Below are 18,361 nucleotides of genomic sequence, written 5' to 3'. Positions count from 1 at the left end.
AGTTTAATCTAATAGCCAAGGGCATGATAATGTATCGCTCTTGGCTATTTTCATTTTAAAACACTACATATGAAAAGAAGAAGTTTTATTCAAAAAACGGCCTTAAGTACTGGCGCACTTTCTGTAGCGAGTAGCGTAACATTTGCCAATACGCTAAAAAATTCTACCGCAGCATATACATACAATTTAAAGTATGCTCCGCACTTAGGTATGTTCAAAAACCTTGCTGGCGATGATCCTATTGATCAATTAAACTATATGGCTGATCAAGGTTTTACCGCTTTTGAAGATAATGAGATGCGTAAACGCCCCATAGAACAGCAAGAACAAATGGCGGCGACAATGAAAAAACGGGGTATTGAAATGGGTGTTTTTGTTGCCCATGAAATTCATTGGACAACACCGAATCTAGCCTCTGGAGATTTAACTAAAAGAGAAGAGTTTTTAAATGATATAAAAAGCTCAATTGAAGTAGCCAAACGCGTAAATGCAAAATGGATGACCGTAGTTCCAGGTCATGTAGACCTAAAATTACGAATGGGCTATCAAACTACCTATGTTGTAGAGAGCCTTAGACAAGCATCTGCCCTATTAGAACCACATAATATTACCATGGTTTTAGAGCCATTGAATTTCAGAAATCACCCAGGATTATTTTTGACCGATTCGCCTCAAGCATTTGAAATCTGCAGAGCGGTTAATTCACCTTCCTGTAAAATTTTATTTGATATATACCATCAACAAATTCAAGAAGGGAATCTGATCCCGAATATGGAAGCTTCTTGGTCAGAGATTGCTTATATTCAAATAGGCGATAACCCAGGCCGAAAAGAACCAACTACTGGTGAAATCAATTACCATAATGTATTTAAATGGATACATGAGCAAGGCTTTACTGGAATACTCGGTATGGAACATGGTAATTCTAGAGATGGCAAAGAAGGTGAGCTTGCTGTAATTGAAGCCTACCAAAAAGTAGATAGTTTTCTTTAATACAATCTATAGACTAAGCACATAACAACAGCACCAAAAATGTATTTCATCGAATAGTTATCACTTTTTCGATGAAATACATTTTAATATGTAAGAATTTACTTACTTATTCGTTCTTTTGTATATGTCCCAATACCTACACACATTACTTGTCTATGCCGGTTTACTTCTGGCCTCAAAATTATCTTTTTATATCTATAAAAAGGTAAAGTCCAATTCATTTGAATTATTTCAAATGAGATTAAGTTATAAATGGTTTAACATTAAAAATGCTTTGAAACTAACGTATCATAGTTTTTTTAACGATACCATAAAATTTCCATAATCCAAAAAGGATTTTGCTACGTATATAACTTACACTCTAATACTTAAGCTATGGAAAACTACATCACTTTACTAATGATATACGCGGCAGCGTTATTATTTACGACTGTATTAAAGCCATATATCAATAAAGATAAATAAGAACCCCCTTACTTAACCTCGGCTTTGCCGTATTTAAAAAAGATCCCTATTTAGGGGTCTTTTTTATTCTCTTCATTAAAAATATATTGCGAAAACTTCAAATTAAGAATTTTTATCTGCTAGCCATTATTTAGCATTAGCCATCATTACTTTTATTTCTTACGGAAGTCACTAGACTTAATGAAGCGAATGTGATTTTTTTAAAATTATACTCCAAGTAATTCAAATATTACTTCTAAAATATTAGAAAAAAAGTAACACTAAAAGACTCTAAGTTAAAGAATACAGGAATATTATTACTCCTTTTGAAATTGCCACTGAAGATGAAAAATTGGCATTTAAATTATCACTTGAAATAAAAAATGTACGGCCCCACTAATGCTTCTATTATGAAAAATGCCCACCAAGTCTAATAAAGGTAGTTCCCCCGAAACCTTTTCTTAGAATGTAATCTACGACGAATCGTAGTTATACTGTTTTGGCGCTCAAACATTAGATATAAGATAACATACACTACCCTATAAAGAACCGTACTAAATTTTAAACTTTTATATCAGCATTAAAAGAACCTTTAACATTCAAAGATTCTCCATTTGCATTTTCTAATTGTACTTCTAACCTACCATCGACATGGTCAGAATAATATTCGGTGATAATTATATCACCCGATTTTATAAAGAAAGGTAGTTCGCTAACACTACCTAAATCTGCAAAACCATACACACCGCTAAACTTATTCAGTAAACGGTCTAAATTTTTTATTTTATGTACACCTACCGGCACACCATGATTCTTTTTTGTTTTAGAAGCTATTATAAATTCTAAATTTTGCATCTTAACATTATCACTAGAAGTAAAATTCAATAACAATCTGTTCATCGAATTACCGAATTTATCTTCCTCAACACTATTTTTAAAGGTTGCCAAACCTTCTAATTGAAAACTTAATTGACCATTAATAGTAAAATTATAAGTGCCATTTTCAACTTTTAATCTTTCTACATCACCTTTAGACCCACCAGCAAGCAAAAAAAATGGTACAATACCGAAAAAAAACATTTTCAATGATTTGCCTATAACCTGAAATATCTTAAACATAGTTGTAAGAATTAGTTATAGTCATGGTCTGTCAATATTTTGATTCTGAACCTCTAATGCTACGGTCATATTTTCATTTAAACCGTCTTCATCTTGCATAAACTGCGAAGCGACCAATAAAGCCACTATAAATAATGCTAACATTATACCGCACTTTTTCATGTTAATTTCATCTATAACATACTGAAGTTCTTTGCTAAAGATAATTTTAAGCTGAAAAAGCATAGGTCTATATTGTATAACCTGTATCCTTTTATGTATAATCGGAAAACGAAATTCTCACGAAATTTAAGAAAATCCATTTTTGTAATCTTTTTCCTTCTAAAAGTGATGATTTAAAAAGCTCACACACCTTTAACTCTTTATATACCGATTACACTAAAATTACATCCATTGATACAAAATAGCAGTGGAAAGCCCCACATACCCGTAAATTTTCATAACTTTCTAACTTGATACCCGATCTTTTATGTTACAAGCTGTTATCGTCGATGATGAAATTAAAGCACTACAAAGCTTAACCTGGGAGCTTACAAATTTCAGCGATGAAATAAATGTAATAGCATCGTTTACCAACCCAAACGAAGCACTTTCATACTTAGAAAAAAATACTCCAGATTGTCTTTTTTTAGATATCGAAATGCCCACTATGGATGGTTTTCAATTCATTAGAAAACTTACCAACAAAAATTTTCCTGTTGTTATCACTACTGCCTATAATCAATATGCCTTAAAAGCTATCAAAAGCCAAGCGCTAGATTATCTTTTAAAACCTATCGATACCGATGATTTAGAAGAAACTATAGTTAAGATAAAAAAATTCAATAGCAAGAATTTTTCTGTCGAAAAGTTAGAAAAGGCACTTTTAAATTATAACTCTAGATCAATACATAAACGTATTACGCTGAATACCGATGGCAAATTGTTATTTTTAGAGAGTGATGAAATTCTATATGCCGAATCTGATGGTAATTACAGTACCATATTTTTAACCGACGGTCAAAAAATAGTACTTACCAAAAAATTAAAGGAAGTCAACGAATTACTTCCGGCAGATTCTTTTTTTAGGATTCATAATTCGTACATAATCAATCTCAATAAAATAAAAGAATTCTTGAAAACAGATGGTTACGTGGTATTAAAATCAAATCATAAAATACCGGTATCTAGACAAAAGAAATCTGATTTTTTAGACATGCTGTAGTCATTCTATAGACCTTTCTCACATAAATCTTAAGCTTACTTTTAAAAATTATAGTGTATAAATTAAAGTTCAAATTTCTATTTTTATTCTTGTACATATTAGTGCTATCACACCATAGTTACTCTCAAGATATACCCGGAAATTTAAAAGGTATAGTAGATAGCCTGCTTTCAAAAACTCCGAAAGACTATCAACAGATACAAACGATCTTAGCTCCATTTAATAATGACAGCATTGCTTTGCGCTACATAGAACAAAGAAGTACAACTAAAAAGTATCTTTCTGGCGAAACCTACGCATTAATTGAATTAGGTAATATATATCGAGAGTTAGCTATTTACCCAAAAGCCCTTGAACTATATCAAAAAGCTTTAGAAGGATCGACTGAAGCTGATAATATTGAATTTAGGGTATATGCTTTAAATATGTTAAGTACAGTTTACAGCCGTACAGATGCCGTAAAATCGGCATTAGATTACAGCCAAGAAGCATTAGAATTAGCCGAAACTGTCATTGAACCTAATATCGAATTAAAAAAAAGCATCACCATTTCTTTAAATAGTATTGGCGGAATCTACCAGATGCTAGAACAGTACGATTTGGCCATTGAAAAATATGAAAGATCGATGGCTCTTCAAAAAGAATTGGAAGATAAACAAGGACTTGCCATTAGCCATCAAAATTTAGGTGAATGTTATGAGTATCAAGGAAAGCTAGAACCCGCTCTAAAAAAATTTAGAAAAGCACTTGTTTACAATGAAATAATTGATTCTAATCGCGGAAAAATCATATGTAATTATAGTATAGCACATGTCTATGTTCACATGGGCAAGATCAAAGAAGCTATCACAATTTTAGAGAATAACTTAATAAAAGCAATTTCTCTTGGCGATCAAAAAATTATCACCACCATTTATATAAACTTAGGATGGGCTTTAATTCGCTTAGGAGATTATGAAGCAGCAGAAACAAATTTAGAATCTGGTTTAAGCCTAGCAAAATCAAATGATTTCAATGCGGAAATAGCGGAAGCTAACAAATTCTTATCTGAACTTTGGATCAAACGAGATGACTACCAAAAAGGTATGCTTTATTTTAAAGAATCTAGAAAATATGAAGAACGCATTACCAACTCTCTAAATCTACGTTATGTAAATGATATGATTCTGCGTTACGAATCTCAAATGAGAGCCAATCAATTAGAGCGGTTAGCTGAAGAAAATGAATCGGTAAGGTTGAAGTTAAAAAATAATAGAACCATGCTGCTTATCATTGGTATCTTCTTAATATTACTTGTAGGCATTTTGTATATTCTATATAGGCAAAGTCAATTAAATGCCGAGAAAAAACTATTGACATTAGAGCAAAGTATGTTGCGCAGTCAAATGAATCCGCATTTTTTGTTCAATTCTTTAAATTCGATAAAGTTGTATATCATTAATAACGAGAAAAAGAATGCGGTACACTACCTAAACAAGTTCTCTAAGTTGGTGCGTAAAATTTTAGAAGCATCGTCGCAGCGAGAAATCTCACTAGCAGAAGAATTAGAAACAGTAGCACTTTATATGAACATTGAAAATATTAGATTTTCTAATGAAATCAATTTCGTTATTGATATAAAAGATGGTATTAATACCCATAATATAAAGATACCTTCATTGATTCTTCAACCGTTTTTAGAAAATGCCCTTTGGCATGGGTTATCATCTAAAGATGGAGTTAAAAATATTGACTTAGTCGTAAAGAAAGGTAAAAGCGGCTTTATTGAAATAATCATTACCGATAATGGTGTGGGTCGCGATGCAGCTGAAAAAATAAAGTACAGTAAAGTTCTTAAGAGAAAATCTGTAGGTATCGATATTACAAAAGAGCGACTGGCAAATTTTTCTCGTGATTACGAAAACTTTTTTCATGTAGACATCATTGATAAATTCGATGACGATACTAACGCTATCGGTACGCAGATCGTTATATATATCCCGACTATTTAAGATGATCTTTTGCGACCTCCTCTAATTCATTATACCAAGGTTCACCGAATTTTCTAATTAAGGCTTCTTTTACAAATTTGTAAACAGGCACCTTTAATTCTTCACCTAAAGCACATGCAGGATCACATATTTGCCACTTATGGTAATTTACAGCAGTTAGTTCGGTATATTCTCGCACTCGAATAGGGTACAAATGACAAGATACAGGTTTTTTCCACTTAATTTTACCTTGGTTGTAAGCCTCTTCAATACCGCATTTGGCAATTTTTTTATCATCAAAAATGACATAAGCACACTCGCTGCCATTTACTAGCGGTGTTTCCCATTCACCGTCTTCACCCTTAACAAAAGCACCTTCTTTTTCAATAACGGCAATACCTTCTGGTCTCAAAAATGGTTTTACTTTGGCGTAGATATCAACCATGATTTCGGTTTCAGCATCTTCGACAGGTGCACCCGCTTCACCATCAACACAACAGCCACCTTTACAAGCGCTAAGGTTGCAAACAAAATCTCTCTCGATTATTTCTTCAGATACTATGGTTTTCCCTAATTGAAACATGACCTAATTTAAAGGGCGCAAGATACATTTTTTAAAAGGCATTGGTCTTAGAATATTTTAAGAATAAACATCTAAGTGCGTATTTATAAACGTAAATTTGCAAAAAATTTGAAGGATGGAATTTCATTTTGATTTAAGAGAGATCGCTACCGCCAGTATGGTGCTATTTGCCGTTATTGATATTTTGGGTAGTATTCCTATTATTATCGGGCTCAGAAAAAAGGTAGGCCATATTCAATCTGAAAAGGCATCTGTAGTTGCAGCCGTTATTATGGTAGCATTTTTATTTCTTGGAGAGGAAATCTTAAACCTTATAGGCATCGATGTAAATTCATTTGCTGTTGCCGGTGCATTCATCATATTCTTTTTAGCTATTGAAATGATTTTAGGTATTCAATTATACAAAGATGATGAACCAGAAAGTGCTTCTATTGTACCTATTGCATTCCCATTAATTGCAGGTGCAGGTACACTTACCTCTTTACTGTCGTTAAGAGCTGAATATTTTGTAGAAAATATTATTGTGGCCATCATCATTAACATCATCTTCGTGTTTATAGTTCTAAAATCATCTGTAAAAATTGAAAAGATGTTAGGTAAAAACGGAGTAAACGTAATTAGAAAAGTATTCGGTGTTATTCTTATGGCAATTGCTGTTAAATTATTCGCAGCTAACATTAACCAGCTTTTTTAGACCACTAGAAGGTTGTATTTTTATAAAAACAAGTTTATGAGCAAGACATTATCCATAATTTTTATAGTAGTTGCAATAGCACTTATAGCCTATAATGTAACACTGGTGAATTTTGCCGACCCTTTTGAGAAAAATAGTACTATCGCATTGATTGGCATTATGGCTTCTTTATGCGCTATTGTACTTCTTTTGGTATTCGTTACCAGCAAGAAGATTCAAGATAAAATGAAAAATGATTAATTAATGGCTTTAATTACACCAGATGCTTGTTGCTGTATTCCAGCACCATCCAATTCCAATACTTTTTGAAGCATTAAATCATCATCTGCCTTTATTTTTGCGTGAATATTGGTATTAAACAACTGTTCGGCAATATTCGCTTTTAAATATCTTTTGATGCTTTGCTCATAATCGTAGAAATTCATTCTTAGATTTCTATCTACAGAGTATTGTACAAACCTTTCAAAAAGGATATCATCTACTTTAAAATCGTTTACAAATTCTTCTTGGGTATATTGAGCATATCTTTCTCTATCCTCATCTAAATGTTCAAATACGAAAAAGGATAAAAATCCTAAATTATCCATACTCTCAACAGCTTCCTCCTCATTGCTGCCGATAGGTACAAATACATCAGGTATAATACCGCCACCGCCATATACCACTTTTCCTTTCGGAGTGGTAAACTTCAATGAGTCTGCTACTTTAATACTATCAACAGAGATCATTTCTCCGCTATGAAATCTATCTGTAAAACGTTGATAGTAATCTTTAGTACCGTTGGCATAAGTTTTTTGAATACTTCTACCAGTAGGTGTGTAATATCTAGAAACTGTAAGTCTAACAGCCGAGCCATCGCCTAAAGCCATTTCTCGTTGCACCAGACCTTTACCGAACGAACGTCGACCAACAATGGTACCTACATCATTATCTTGCAAAGCACCCGCTACAATTTCACTAGCAGAAGCAGACCTTTCATTGATGAGCACATAAATTGGTTTATCTTCAAAGCTACCTTCATCGGTCGCAAAGCTCTTATTGATTTTTCCTTTTTTATTTTTAGTAAACAAGATTAGCTTACCGTCCTCTAAAAATTCATCTGCCATTTCTTCGGCCATACCTAAATAGCCGCCTGGGTTATCCCTTAAATCGAGCACTAATTTTTTGGCGCCGCGTTTCTGTAAATTCACCAAGGCATCTTTAAACTCTTTATAAGTAGATTCTGCAAAGCGATTTACTTTTATATAACCAATGTCTTTAGTAAGCATATAAAAGGCATCAACACTTTTTAAAGGAACAATACCACGCTTTACCTTAACCTTGAATGTGCGATTTTCAGACTTTCTAAAAACAGTAAGATCAAGAGATGTACCCTCTTTCCCTTTTAATTTTTCTACAATAACCTCGCTCGGGAAGTCTTTGCCATAAAGCGTATCGTTATCAGCCATTAGAATACGATCACCAGGTAAAATTCCTTTAACGAAACTTGGACCATCTTTAACCGTTTTAATAACGGCAATAGTATCTTGATAAGCATAAAAGTTAATACCTATACCTACAAAATCGCCTTTCATATTTTCGGTTACCCCAGACATTTCTTTTTCAGAAATATATACGGAATGCGGGTCGAGTTTTTCTAGAATGCTATTAACGGTAACATCAACAATACTATCGGTGTTTACATCATCTACATATTCATAGTCGATATAATCTATAAGTCTGTTGAGTTTGTCTTTTTTAGAATTCGTAGAAAATAAACGTTCTGGAGAGTCATTAAAATTCAGTTTTCCGCCAACAAAAAACCCTAATGCAAGCGCAGAAGCGATAATTAGTGGTAGAAGAGAACTGTATTTTTTATTCATCATTATTATTAACGTTAATTAGCCACATTTATTTCTGGCATATGCTGTAATTCAACTCCCGCTTTGGCTAAAAATTGCAATCCCGAATCATCTTTGTATCCTACTTGATATACTACACGTTTAATGCCAGACTGATGAATTAACTTACTACATTCTCGGCAGGGCGACAACGTAATGTACAAAGTGGCCCCTTGGCAAGATTGTGTAGAACTAGCAACTTTAAGTATTGCATTGGCTTCGGCATGTAAAACATACCATTTGGTATACCCATCTTCATCCTCACAGTAATTTTCGAATCCAGTTGGTGTACCGTTATATCCGTCAGAAATAATCATTCTATCTTTTACGATAATGGCGCCTACTTGTTTTCGCTTACATGAAGAAAGCATACCCCATTCTTTGGCCATTCTTAAATAGGCCCTATCATACTTTAATTGTTTTTCTTTCTTCATTTATAGTACATATTAACTAAGTACATAAGCCTAAGGTACCTGCTTTGTACAGTACCCACAATGTCTTAGGCTAAATTTTAACAATCTAAAAAGGAAATGTTTCATATAACAAGGGCAGGGTAATTAGAACTATTAAAACACTACCAACTGTTATGAATAGGCTTTGCTTGACTTTTAAAATGTTTTGTATTACGTAAGCCAAAATCAACACTAACAGAACAATAACTACTTGAGACAATTCGATTCCGCCAGCAAAGCCTAATAATGGTGCTAGTTTATCTTCCTCTCCCATAATCAACATTTTAAAATAATTAGAGAATCCGAATCCGTGTACTAGCCCAAAAATACCTGTGGCCATTACATGAAACCATATTGTATTATCTTCTTTTAGATCATTGCTATCAACTAAATTAAATAGTGCGGTACTTACTATGGTAACAGGTATCAAAAACTCGATCCAACTAGCTTCTATCACCATAATCTCATACACAGAGAATACCAATGCCAAGCAATGTGTAAAGGTAAAAACTGTAGCTAAAAGCAAAACATTCTTCCAACTTTTAAAAGTAAAAGGTAATGCTAGGGCAGTTAAAAACAAAATATGATCATACGCATTTATGTCTAAAACATGATGCAGACCCAATTCTATATAAAACCAAAATTCTTGCATGCTAATACTTTTAAAAAATTCCCTTCTAATTTAATCCGCGTTCTTTTTGAATAGTCTCATAAGCGGCTTGTACCTGCTTAAACTTTTCTTCAGCACCTTTTTTAATGGCTTCATCTTTGGTATTCACCCTGTCTGGATGATACTTTTTAGCCATTTCTCTATATGCCTTTTTTACCTCGGCATCTGTAGCTGATTTTTCAACATCCAAAATTTTATAAGAGTTGTTCGCCGATTTTACGAACATGGCTTTTATACTATCAAATTCATTAAGCGAAACTCTTAGGTAACCTGCTATCTCTCGAATTTTTTGAATTTCGGGATTACTAATGCTACCATCTGCCTCAGCAATACCAAATAAAAAGTGAAGCAACTGCAAGCGAACCTCGTAACGGGTGCGCTGTGCCAAAAACGTACAAACGTTCTGTGCAGATATTTGTCCTTTCTTATTTATTTCATTGAAACTTCTAAAAATGGCATTCGCCTTGTCTTTACCATATGTACTTACAAAATACTGGCGTACATAATCCATTTCTGACTGACTCACTTGTCCGTCTGCCTTAATGACCAAAGAACACAATGAAAGTAAATTCAGCTCAAAATCTGCTGCTGTTACATTAGGTCTTGTATAATCTTCGAACACACTACGTGCGCTACCTTTACTAGATCCAAAAAAGCTGTCTATAACACTACCGGCAAAGAAGCCTAAAACCGCTCCCGATAAACCTCTTAAAAAAAAGCCTACTACAGCTCCCAACCATTTAATCATTTTGTATTCTCAATTTTGCCAAAGATAAAATATTAACGACAGAAAGTTAGGTCAATGAAAAGTTAAGGTCTGAAGCTGTACTACGACTAATTGAGTATCTTTGTAGTAGTTTAATTAAAATAATAAGAATATGTACCCTGCGGAATTAGTAAAACCAATGAGAGATGATCTGGCCTCTGCCGGATTTGAAGAATTATATACAGCAGATGCAGTAGCAAATGCCATCAATAAAGAAGGAACAACTTTAGTAGTTGTTAACTCTGTTTGTGGTTGTGCAGCGGCAAATGCAAGACCTGCAGCAAAAATGAGTTTGCAGAACGATAAAAAACCAGACTTTGCAGTAACTGTATTTGCTGGTGTAGATAAAGAAGCTGTTGACGCGGCAAGAAATCTTATGGTTCCTTTCCCTCCTTCTTCTCCTTCTATGGCTTTATTCAAAAATGGCGAGTTAGTTCATATGATCGAACGTCACCACATTGAAGGTAGACCAGCTGAAATGATTGCTCAGAATTTAGCACAGGCTTACGACGAATTTTGCTAGATTTTACAGTCTAAGCTATTTTCTTACAAAATAATAGGATTAAAAAACCGCTCTAATTGAGCGGTTTTTTATTTTTGTGTATGCAGAAGTTGCTTTCTTATATTATAACTCCTTTTTTTTTCGTGGCATTTGGGCTATGCCTCCTTATTTTTCACCCCATTCAATGGATCGGGTTTAAGATATTTGGATACAGCGGATTAAAACCATCTGTCAGCAAATTGAATTATTGCTTAATGCGAAGTACCAATATTCTCGGTACGACTTACCGCTTTACCAATAACTTTGATTTACCAACAGACAGACCATTGATTATTGTAACCAATCATCAAAGTATGTACGATATACCACCACTTATCTGGTATATGCGTAAACACCACCCAAAATTTGTGAGTAAGAAAGAATTAGGCAAAGGCATACCCAGTGTATCTTTTAACCTTGTTCATGGCGGTTCTGTTTTAATTGACAGAAACGATGGCAAATCGGCCATTATGGAGATAGGAAAACTTGGTACCTATATTGAAGAACATAAAAGAAGTGCAGTCATTTTTCCGGAAGGAACAAGAAGTAGAGACGGTCACCCAAAACCATTTAAACCGATGGGACTTAAGATGCTTCTTAAAAAAGCTCCGTCTGCATTAATTGTACCTATTAGTATTAATAATTCATGGAAACTGGTTCGCTTCGGACAATTTCCGATGGGGTTAGGCGCCAAGGTTCGATTAGAGGTTCAACAACCTTTAGAGAATACGGGCAATCTAGATGAACTCATTACACAAATAGAAGCATCCGTAGTTAGCGGAATAAATTCCTTTAAATGACCAATTCAGAAATTGTAGAAGAAACCATCACATTTGTCAAAGAAACTTTAAAAAATGCCGAGGGCGGACACGATTGGTTTCACATACAGCGCGTATTCAATAATAGCATGTTAATTGCAAAAGATGAAGATGATGTAAACCTATTGGTCGTTAGTCTTGGCGCATTGCTTCATGATATTGCAGATGCTAAATTTAATGATGGTGATGAATCTTTGGGTCCGAAAATGGCAGAGAATTTTTTATTAAGTCTGGGTGTACCAAAAAGAACCATTAACCACGTCACCAATATCATCAAATACAGTTCATTTAAAGCCAGTTTAACCGATGGAAAGATGAAGAAGAAGCTATTCTCGTCTAAAGAGCTTAAAGTGGTACAAGACGCCGACCGTTTAGATGCCCTAGGTGCTATTGGTATTGCCCGTGCGTTCAATTATGGCGGATTCAAAAATAGGGCACTTTATGACCCTAGTATATCGCCTAATTTAGAAATGAGTAAAGAAGAATACAAGAAATCTGAAGCACCTACTTTGAATCATTTTTATGAAAAACTTTTATTGCTAAAAGATAAAATGAATACAGAAACAGGCAAGCGATTGGCTGAAGAAAGACACCAATATATGATCGACTTTTTAGAGCAATTTTATCAAGAGTGGAATCCTTTAAAAATTTTAGGTTAAATTTAGAGAACAGTTCAACAACTTCAAACCATTAAAAAAGGGTCTCAATTTATATTGAGACCCTTTTTGCATTTTATATATTTTACTATTACTTCTGTGGCAACTCTCTAGTTAACCAACCACTTCTGCTTGCTGTTACAATTGCATAAGGTGTAATCCAGAAAAGACCGAAGGTGAAAAGCACGCTGTAAGAATATGCCCATATAGACTCAGAAAACGAGTATCTTTTAGCATAGAACAATACTGGAAAAGTTGATAAAACCAATATACTTACAAAAGTAGAACTTAAGAATAATAATGGATGTGTGATCACAAATACTAACATGAACAACACAAATGGGTAGCAAAGTACAATTCTTGAAAATTGGCTAAAGAACAATAATCTCGTACCAGCTTTTGGTCCTTTTCTAAAGTTAGTAAATACATACTTAGACATTTGAATGTTCTCACGTACATTACTTCTACCCCATCTAATGAACATTTTATAAAGTCCTTTATATTTTTCAGGAACATTAGTATAAGCAAATGCATTTCTTTGAAACAATACGTGGAACCCTTGCTTTAAGATCATGTTCGTCATAGCTCTATCTTCACCAATATCTGAAGCTTGCCCCATAAACGTTTGATTGATCCACTGGTCTAAACAACCGAATACTGCAGTAGCTCTGTAGGCTGCTAAAGCACCAGGAGTACATAAAACTGAATTTAACGTGCTTTCAGAAGAACGAACGAATTCAAAACTTAATGCGAAACTTACGTCTAACATTTTAGGTAAAATCTTGTCATTATTTAAAACCCTAATGTTACCTGCAACAGCACCACAGTTCTTATCCACGATAAACGGACTAACTAAATTTCTTAAGGTGTCTTTATCAACAATAGAATCACTATCAACGGTTACGAATATTTCACCTGTACCTTCGTTAAAACCTCTGTACAATGCGTGACGCTTGCCCATGTTCTTTGGTTGCTGACAGATAGAAACTCTATCACCTAATTCTTTCTTGGCTTCTTTCATCCAGTTCCAAGTATCATCTTTACTACCATCATCGATAGCTAATAATTGAATCTTGTGCTCTGGATAATCACTATCGGCTAAACTCTTCAATGTTGCCCATACTTGCTTACCTTCATTATATGCTGGTACAATAACCGTAACTGTTGGTAATTCTTCATCAGAAACAGAAGGGATTGCCTTGTACTTTAAAAATCTGATAAAAGTATAAATGAAGAAAGTCAATTTAAAAACAAAAAAAGCAGCGGCTACAATCATAAAAATTAATCCGATCATAGTGCTTCTTCTCTCTAAATGTAATTGAGTGAAGTCATTTTGTAATATGTATGCTAAATAAGCTGAACCGAACATTAGCACGAAGGTGCTGCCCATTACAAAGATGCCCCATGCGTTGGCATTTTCTATTAGATGTTTGATTCTTGAGAAGAAAGACTTCTTCTCTGTTTTCTCGGTATTGTTTTTTAATGTTTTCATTTCGTTTTTGGTAGTGTTCTTGGTTTTTATAAATGGTTCTACTATTTATAACTCTGACCTATTTACGGGCATAAGTTACTTTTGGATGTTATTTTAGTAAAAGTTTTTAAACATTTTTTTTGGCTATTACTATTGCACGTATTATAATTCTAACCTGCTAATTTAAAAGCTTAAATTTTTGACTTATTTGCAATATTCCACTCATTTTCATGCGTTTAGATCGATTAATTAAGAAAAACGCTTTTTTATGATACATATAAAAATTAAAAGAATTCTGAAATAAAATATATACCTGATACTTCTTTTAAGCTTTACTTTTAATTGAGGTCAAATAGATAAAGAAATGACCCAGCTTCTTCGTGAATAAACTGTTACTTGACGTACTCGTGATATAGATGCGCTTACCGATTTTTTGGCTGGTTCAATTCTAGGAAACTCGAAGCTTTTAGGTGGAATCAATACACTCTAAAAAATGAAATAAGAATTAAACTCCTCGACTCAAGAGCATGAGGTATACTTCTGAACTGATATTTCGAGAGAGACGCCTGAATGATACGTGCAAAAAAGCCTCAAAGAATTAAACCTAGAATGAAGTATTAAAATAACTTCAACTGCCCATCTTTATATGCTTCATGTAAAGTAGTATTAAGTTTTGGGAATGTTTTACCTTCAAAATATTTACGCTTTGCCAAACGTACCATATCATGAATTTGAGTAGCTATGATACCATCACCCCTACTTCTTAATCCAAATCTGCTATCGTTCAATCTTCCACCATGGCATTCTTGAATTTGATGCAGTACCTTTTCTGCTTTGTCGGGTAACGTTTTGCGAATCCAATCTGTAAATATTTCACCAATTGCTCCATTTAGTCTTACTACGGTAAATGCCATAGATAGCGCACCATGCTCTGACACTGCCTTTGCCAAGCTCAAAATCTCGTGACTATTAATGCCCGGTATAATTGGCGCTAACATTGCATTAACAGGAATTCCATTTTCAGACAACACTCTTATGGCTTCCAATCGTTTCTTAATAGTGGTAGTTCTAGGCTCTAATATTCTTCTTGTTTCTTCGGATAATGAAGTGACGGAAATGTTGACACCGATTAATCCATATTCATTCAGTTCTTTTAGAATATCCAAATCACGTAAAATCAAAGCGTTTTTGGTTATGATACCCACCGGGTGCCTATATTTTAAAAAGATTTCTAAACACTTACGCGTTAATTGAAATTTTTGTTCTGCAGGCTGATAGCAATCTGTATTACCAGATAACACAATAGTATTAGCTTTCCAGCTTATACTTCTTAATTTAGCTTCTAACAGTTTAGGCGCATCGTGTTTCACCAGTATTTTTCGCTCAAAATCTAATCCGGCACTATAGCCCCAAAACTCATGTGCATTTCTGGCATAGCAGTAAATACAACCATGCTCACAACCTTGGTACATATTCATAGAATAACTCATACCCACATCTGGACTAGTTACTTTATTCACTATCGTTTTTGGGAATATAGGAAGGTATTGGGTTTTATTTCTATCGGCAACTTCACCTTCTACACGGCAGAATTCGAGAAAATCGTCTCGTGTTTCGTAACTATATGCAGAGAATTTATTACTGGTATTTTTCTGGGCACCTCTGCCTTTCACCGAAGTATTAGAATTCATTAAATAGGATTTATTCCAAAATTATGGAATAAATCCTAATATTTTATTTATTTAACACCCACTTGAACCAATTGCTTTTTTGTGCCTCTTTTAGCGTAGAACCTTAATTCATCTTTCTGGTGATCAATGTAAGGTACAGATACCATTAACGGCAAGCGAGCTTCAGTATCATCAATTACCTTGTTGTATTTCATATGTCCGTTTTCGTCTAAACGAATTAAAAATACATTTCTATTTCTACTTAAGCCTTGCTTGAACATAATACGTTCATCACTAAGTTGTTGCGGATTTTCTGAAGATGTACTTATAAAAAAATATGTTGTATTGTTTTTAGTATATGAGCTATATGAAGCATAAGCACCATCACCTTGTGTAACTTCGGTCTTGTTAATATTTCTTGCCCAAATTAAATCTCCCGTTGCACTTAATTTTGCACTAATAATATCATTATGGTGATATCTAGTTACCGCAACGCGCCCACCACTAGAGTTAGACTGTACACTTTTACTTGTAAAGTACTCTTCAGCATTAAATAGAATATTCCCTTCATTGGTAATGTCCATACCTTTAAACACTAAATCTTTTATGGCCTTGTCATCTTCACGCCCAAACTTATCCATCATAAATTGTTCAGAGAACTGGTTAAATTTTTCAGTCTTCATTTCTAAAGTTTTCGGATCTAAGTTGAAATAAGAAATTCCGTTATAACGATTATCTTTTCTATCCGCATAAAAACCGATACAAAGCAATTCATCACCTCTAAAAATAGGTTTCAATGATTCTGGAAATTTACCTGGAGTATAAAAAGACTGTACACTTCTACCGCTGTTCGAAATTCGAACCATTTCATATTGAAACTTACGTTCAGTAGCATTAAAACGTTTCTTTTTAAAGTATGCCTTACCTACCAAATACACATTCTGTAAATCTTTTGAGAAGACGATATTTTCGAATGCATAATTCTTTTCTTCTACCTCATCAGAAAAATCATGTTCCATTAACTTATTCAAGTTGGCATTGAATACATGAATTGTATGCTGATCAACCTTTCTTTTCTTGTAATGTGTTGTTATGGCAAAAGCCGACTTATCATCATTAAATAAAATAGAGGACGTAAAACCAGATGAAAAGTTTCGATTATAGAAATTTCGATCTAAAGGTTGCTCTACCGGATCAGATGCTATAGACAGAATTGTTTCTTTTGTAAACTGAAATTGTGAAAACGGACTTCTATGCACCTCATACTGGTAACTCTTGTTTCTATAACTGTACTCTAAAAACAACAAATATACTTGACCGTTACGCACGTAAGCATCTATAAAGTTGGCATCTTTCAACTTATAATTATATTCAGATACTAATTCTAAATCTTTATTATAATGTTCAATAAAATACCCTTTTGGTCTTAGTATAATACCTGTGTAATAGGCACGTACCACAACAGTACCCTCGCTACCATCATCAGCGATGGCAAGCATATTAGAGTATCTATATTTATCGTGATATTTTTCGCCAATAGCATATGATACAAGTTCTTCTTGAGCAAAAGAACTAACTACATTGATAAGGAACAAGAATAAGAATGCGCTACGTTTAAACATAACCAGTTTGGTTTATGTCATGAACCCGGAAAATTTGCCTTTCTTTTTTCTAAAAATGCAGTAGTACCCTCGGCAAAATCATCTGTACCGAAGCAAGCACCAAAGGCTTCAATTTCCTGCTCATAACCATTTACAGTATTCTTAAAACCAGCATTTACTGCTTTTATTGCATGAGCAATGGCTACAGATGAGTTATTGGTTATTCTTGATATAATTTTATGGCACAATGGCAATAATTCTTCTTGGGTAGTTACATGGTTCACCAAACCATAAGCATGCGCTTGTTCTGCAGTTATCATACCTGCGGTCATGATCATCTCCATAGCTCTACCTTTACCTACCAATTGTGGTAAACGTTGTGTACCACCATAACCTGGTATAACACCTAAAGAAACTTCTGGTAATCCCATTTTTGCATTATCACTAGCTACTCTAAAATGACATGCCATTGCCAATTCTAATCCGCCACCAAGAGCAAATCCATTCACTGCTGCTATTACCGGTGTATCTAGATTCTCTACAAAATTGAATAATTGTTTTTGACCTTTTGCCGCTAGCTTCTTTCCTTCCTTTTCACTAAAATCAGAAAACTCTGAAATATCTGCACCTGCTACGAATGCTTTTTCTCCACTACCGGTTAAAATAATTGCTTTAACTCCTTTATCTTTTTGCAACGTTTTAAAAGCTTCTTGCAGCTCGCCAATTGTTTTTTTATTTAGTGCATTTAATTTATTCGGACGATTAATCGTCACAATTGCAGTTGTTGCTTCTCTATCTATAAGAATTGTTTCGTATGACATTGTAGTTG

General features: G+C 34.0%; 19 protein-coding genes. 8 read left to right on the top strand and 11 right to left on the bottom strand.

Annotated elements, in window-relative coordinates; genetic code table 11:
* Positions 1-69 precede the first annotated feature (69 nt).
* Entirely contained in the window at positions 70-993 is a 924-nt protein-coding gene (locus ACPF9A_RS10935; RefSeq protein WP_424004374.1) for a hydroxypyruvate isomerase family protein, read from the top strand.
* A 1,005-nt stretch (positions 994-1,998) separates the two neighbouring features.
* Here the strand turns inward: ACPF9A_RS10935 and ACPF9A_RS10930 are convergent.
* Together ACPF9A_RS10930 and ACPF9A_RS10925 are read right to left on the bottom strand one after the other, a co-directional pair.
* Entirely contained in the window at positions 1,999-2,556 is a 558-nt protein-coding gene (locus ACPF9A_RS10930) for a hypothetical protein (protein ID WP_424004372.1), read from the bottom strand.
* A gap of 21 nt (positions 2,557-2,577) precedes the next feature.
* Entirely contained in the window at positions 2,578-2,700 is a 123-nt protein-coding gene (locus ACPF9A_RS10925) for a hypothetical protein (RefSeq protein WP_424004370.1), read from the bottom strand.
* Positions 2,701-3,025: 325 nt separating this feature from the next.
* Here ACPF9A_RS10925 and ACPF9A_RS10920 point away from each other — a divergent pair, with 325 nt between their 5' ends.
* Positions 3,026-3,760 carry a LytR/AlgR family response regulator transcription factor gene (locus ACPF9A_RS10920; protein WP_424004368.1) on the top strand — a complete coding sequence of 245 codons (735 nt, stop codon included), beginning with the start codon at positions 3,026-3,028 and terminating at the stop codon, positions 3,758-3,760.
* A 53-nt stretch (positions 3,761-3,813) separates the two neighbouring features.
* Positions 3,814-5,751 carry a tetratricopeptide repeat-containing sensor histidine kinase gene (locus ACPF9A_RS10915; protein ID WP_424004366.1) on the top strand — a complete coding sequence of 646 codons (1,938 nt, stop codon included), beginning with the start codon at positions 3,814-3,816 and terminating at the stop codon, positions 5,749-5,751.
* Here ACPF9A_RS10915 and ACPF9A_RS10910 read toward each other — a convergent pair.
* Positions 5,744-6,313 carry a DUF3109 family protein gene (locus ACPF9A_RS10910; RefSeq protein ID WP_424004364.1) on the bottom strand — a complete coding sequence of 190 codons (570 nt, stop codon included), beginning with the start codon at positions 6,311-6,313 and terminating at the stop codon, positions 5,744-5,746. The two genes, ACPF9A_RS10915 and ACPF9A_RS10910, sit on opposite strands and share 8 nt — an antisense overlap.
* Positions 6,314-6,428: 115 nt before the next feature.
* Between ACPF9A_RS10910 and ACPF9A_RS10905 the strand changes: the two genes are divergently transcribed.
* Together ACPF9A_RS10905 and ACPF9A_RS10900 are read left to right on the top strand one after the other, a co-directional pair.
* Positions 6,429-7,007, top strand: a complete 579-nt coding sequence (locus tag ACPF9A_RS10905; protein WP_133685993.1) for a MarC family protein — start codon at positions 6,429-6,431, stop codon at positions 7,005-7,007.
* A 36-nt stretch (positions 7,008-7,043) separates the two neighbouring features.
* Entirely contained in the window at positions 7,044-7,247 is a 204-nt protein-coding gene (locus ACPF9A_RS10900; RefSeq protein ID WP_424004362.1) for a hypothetical protein, read from the top strand.
* Here the strand turns inward: ACPF9A_RS10900 and ACPF9A_RS10895 are convergent.
* The 4 genes from ACPF9A_RS10895 to ACPF9A_RS10880 form a co-directional block, all read right to left on the bottom strand.
* Entirely contained in the window at positions 7,244-8,869 is a 1,626-nt protein-coding gene (locus ACPF9A_RS10895) for a S41 family peptidase (RefSeq protein ID WP_424004461.1), read from the bottom strand. The two genes, ACPF9A_RS10900 and ACPF9A_RS10895, sit on opposite strands and share 4 nt — an antisense overlap.
* Before the next feature lie 14 nt (positions 8,870-8,883).
* Positions 8,884-9,321, bottom strand: coding sequence for a deoxycytidylate deaminase (locus ACPF9A_RS10890; RefSeq protein WP_424004360.1), 438 nt, complete (start codon positions 9,319-9,321; stop codon positions 8,884-8,886).
* A gap of 85 nt (positions 9,322-9,406) precedes the next feature.
* Positions 9,407-9,991, bottom strand: a complete 585-nt coding sequence (locus tag ACPF9A_RS10885; protein WP_424004358.1) for a HupE/UreJ family protein — start codon at positions 9,989-9,991, stop codon at positions 9,407-9,409.
* A gap of 25 nt (positions 9,992-10,016) precedes the next feature.
* Positions 10,017-10,757 carry a TerB family tellurite resistance protein gene (locus tag ACPF9A_RS10880; protein ID WP_424004356.1) on the bottom strand — a complete coding sequence of 247 codons (741 nt, stop codon included), beginning with the start codon at positions 10,755-10,757 and terminating at the stop codon, positions 10,017-10,019.
* 130 nt (positions 10,758-10,887) lie between these two features.
* Between ACPF9A_RS10880 and ACPF9A_RS10875 the strand changes: the two genes are divergently transcribed.
* From ACPF9A_RS10875 to ACPF9A_RS10865, 3 genes are all read left to right on the top strand, one after another.
* Positions 10,888-11,298: a BrxA/BrxB family bacilliredoxin gene (locus tag ACPF9A_RS10875; RefSeq protein WP_027065332.1), complete on the top strand. Its 411-nt coding sequence runs from the start codon at positions 10,888-10,890 to the stop codon at positions 11,296-11,298.
* A gap of 233 nt (positions 11,299-11,531) precedes the next feature.
* Positions 11,532-12,116: a lysophospholipid acyltransferase family protein gene (locus ACPF9A_RS10870; protein ID WP_424004354.1), complete on the top strand. Its 585-nt coding sequence runs from the start codon at positions 11,532-11,534 to the stop codon at positions 12,114-12,116.
* Entirely contained in the window at positions 12,113-12,793 is a 681-nt protein-coding gene (locus ACPF9A_RS10865) for an HD domain-containing protein (RefSeq protein ID WP_424004352.1), read from the top strand. The genes ACPF9A_RS10870 and ACPF9A_RS10865 overlap by 4 nt, the downstream gene beginning before the upstream one ends.
* 88 nt (positions 12,794-12,881) lie before the next feature.
* On the opposite strand, the gene ACPF9A_RS10860 is transcribed toward ACPF9A_RS10865, so the two are convergent.
* The 4 genes from ACPF9A_RS10860 to ACPF9A_RS10845 all read right to left on the bottom strand — a co-directional run bounded on the left by ACPF9A_RS10860 (position 12,882) and on the right by ACPF9A_RS10845 (position 18,353).
* Complete coding sequence (locus tag ACPF9A_RS10860; RefSeq protein ID WP_424004350.1) at positions 12,882-14,282, bottom strand: glycosyltransferase; 1,401 nt, start codon at positions 14,280-14,282, stop codon at positions 12,882-12,884.
* Between the two features lie 596 nt (positions 14,283-14,878).
* Entirely contained in the window at positions 14,879-15,952 is a 1,074-nt protein-coding gene (locus tag ACPF9A_RS10855) for a PA0069 family radical SAM protein (protein ID WP_424004348.1), read from the bottom strand.
* A 47-nt stretch (positions 15,953-15,999) separates the two neighbouring features.
* Positions 16,000-17,553, bottom strand: a complete 1,554-nt coding sequence (locus ACPF9A_RS10850; RefSeq protein WP_424004346.1) for a hypothetical protein — start codon at positions 17,551-17,553, stop codon at positions 16,000-16,002.
* Positions 17,554-17,570: 17 nt separating this feature from the next.
* A complete protein-coding gene (locus tag ACPF9A_RS10845; protein WP_424004344.1) occupies positions 17,571-18,353 on the bottom strand; it encodes an enoyl-CoA hydratase/isomerase family protein in 783 nt (260 codons plus the stop codon).
* Positions 18,354-18,361 lie beyond the last annotated feature (8 nt).

The organism is Maribacter sp. IgM3_T14_3 (assembly GCF_049603095.1).
Classification (GTDB): Bacteria; Bacteroidota; Bacteroidia; order Flavobacteriales; family Flavobacteriaceae; genus Maribacter.
Note: the sequence above shows the minus strand (reverse complement) of the source record. Positions and strands in the feature narration are given on the sequence as shown.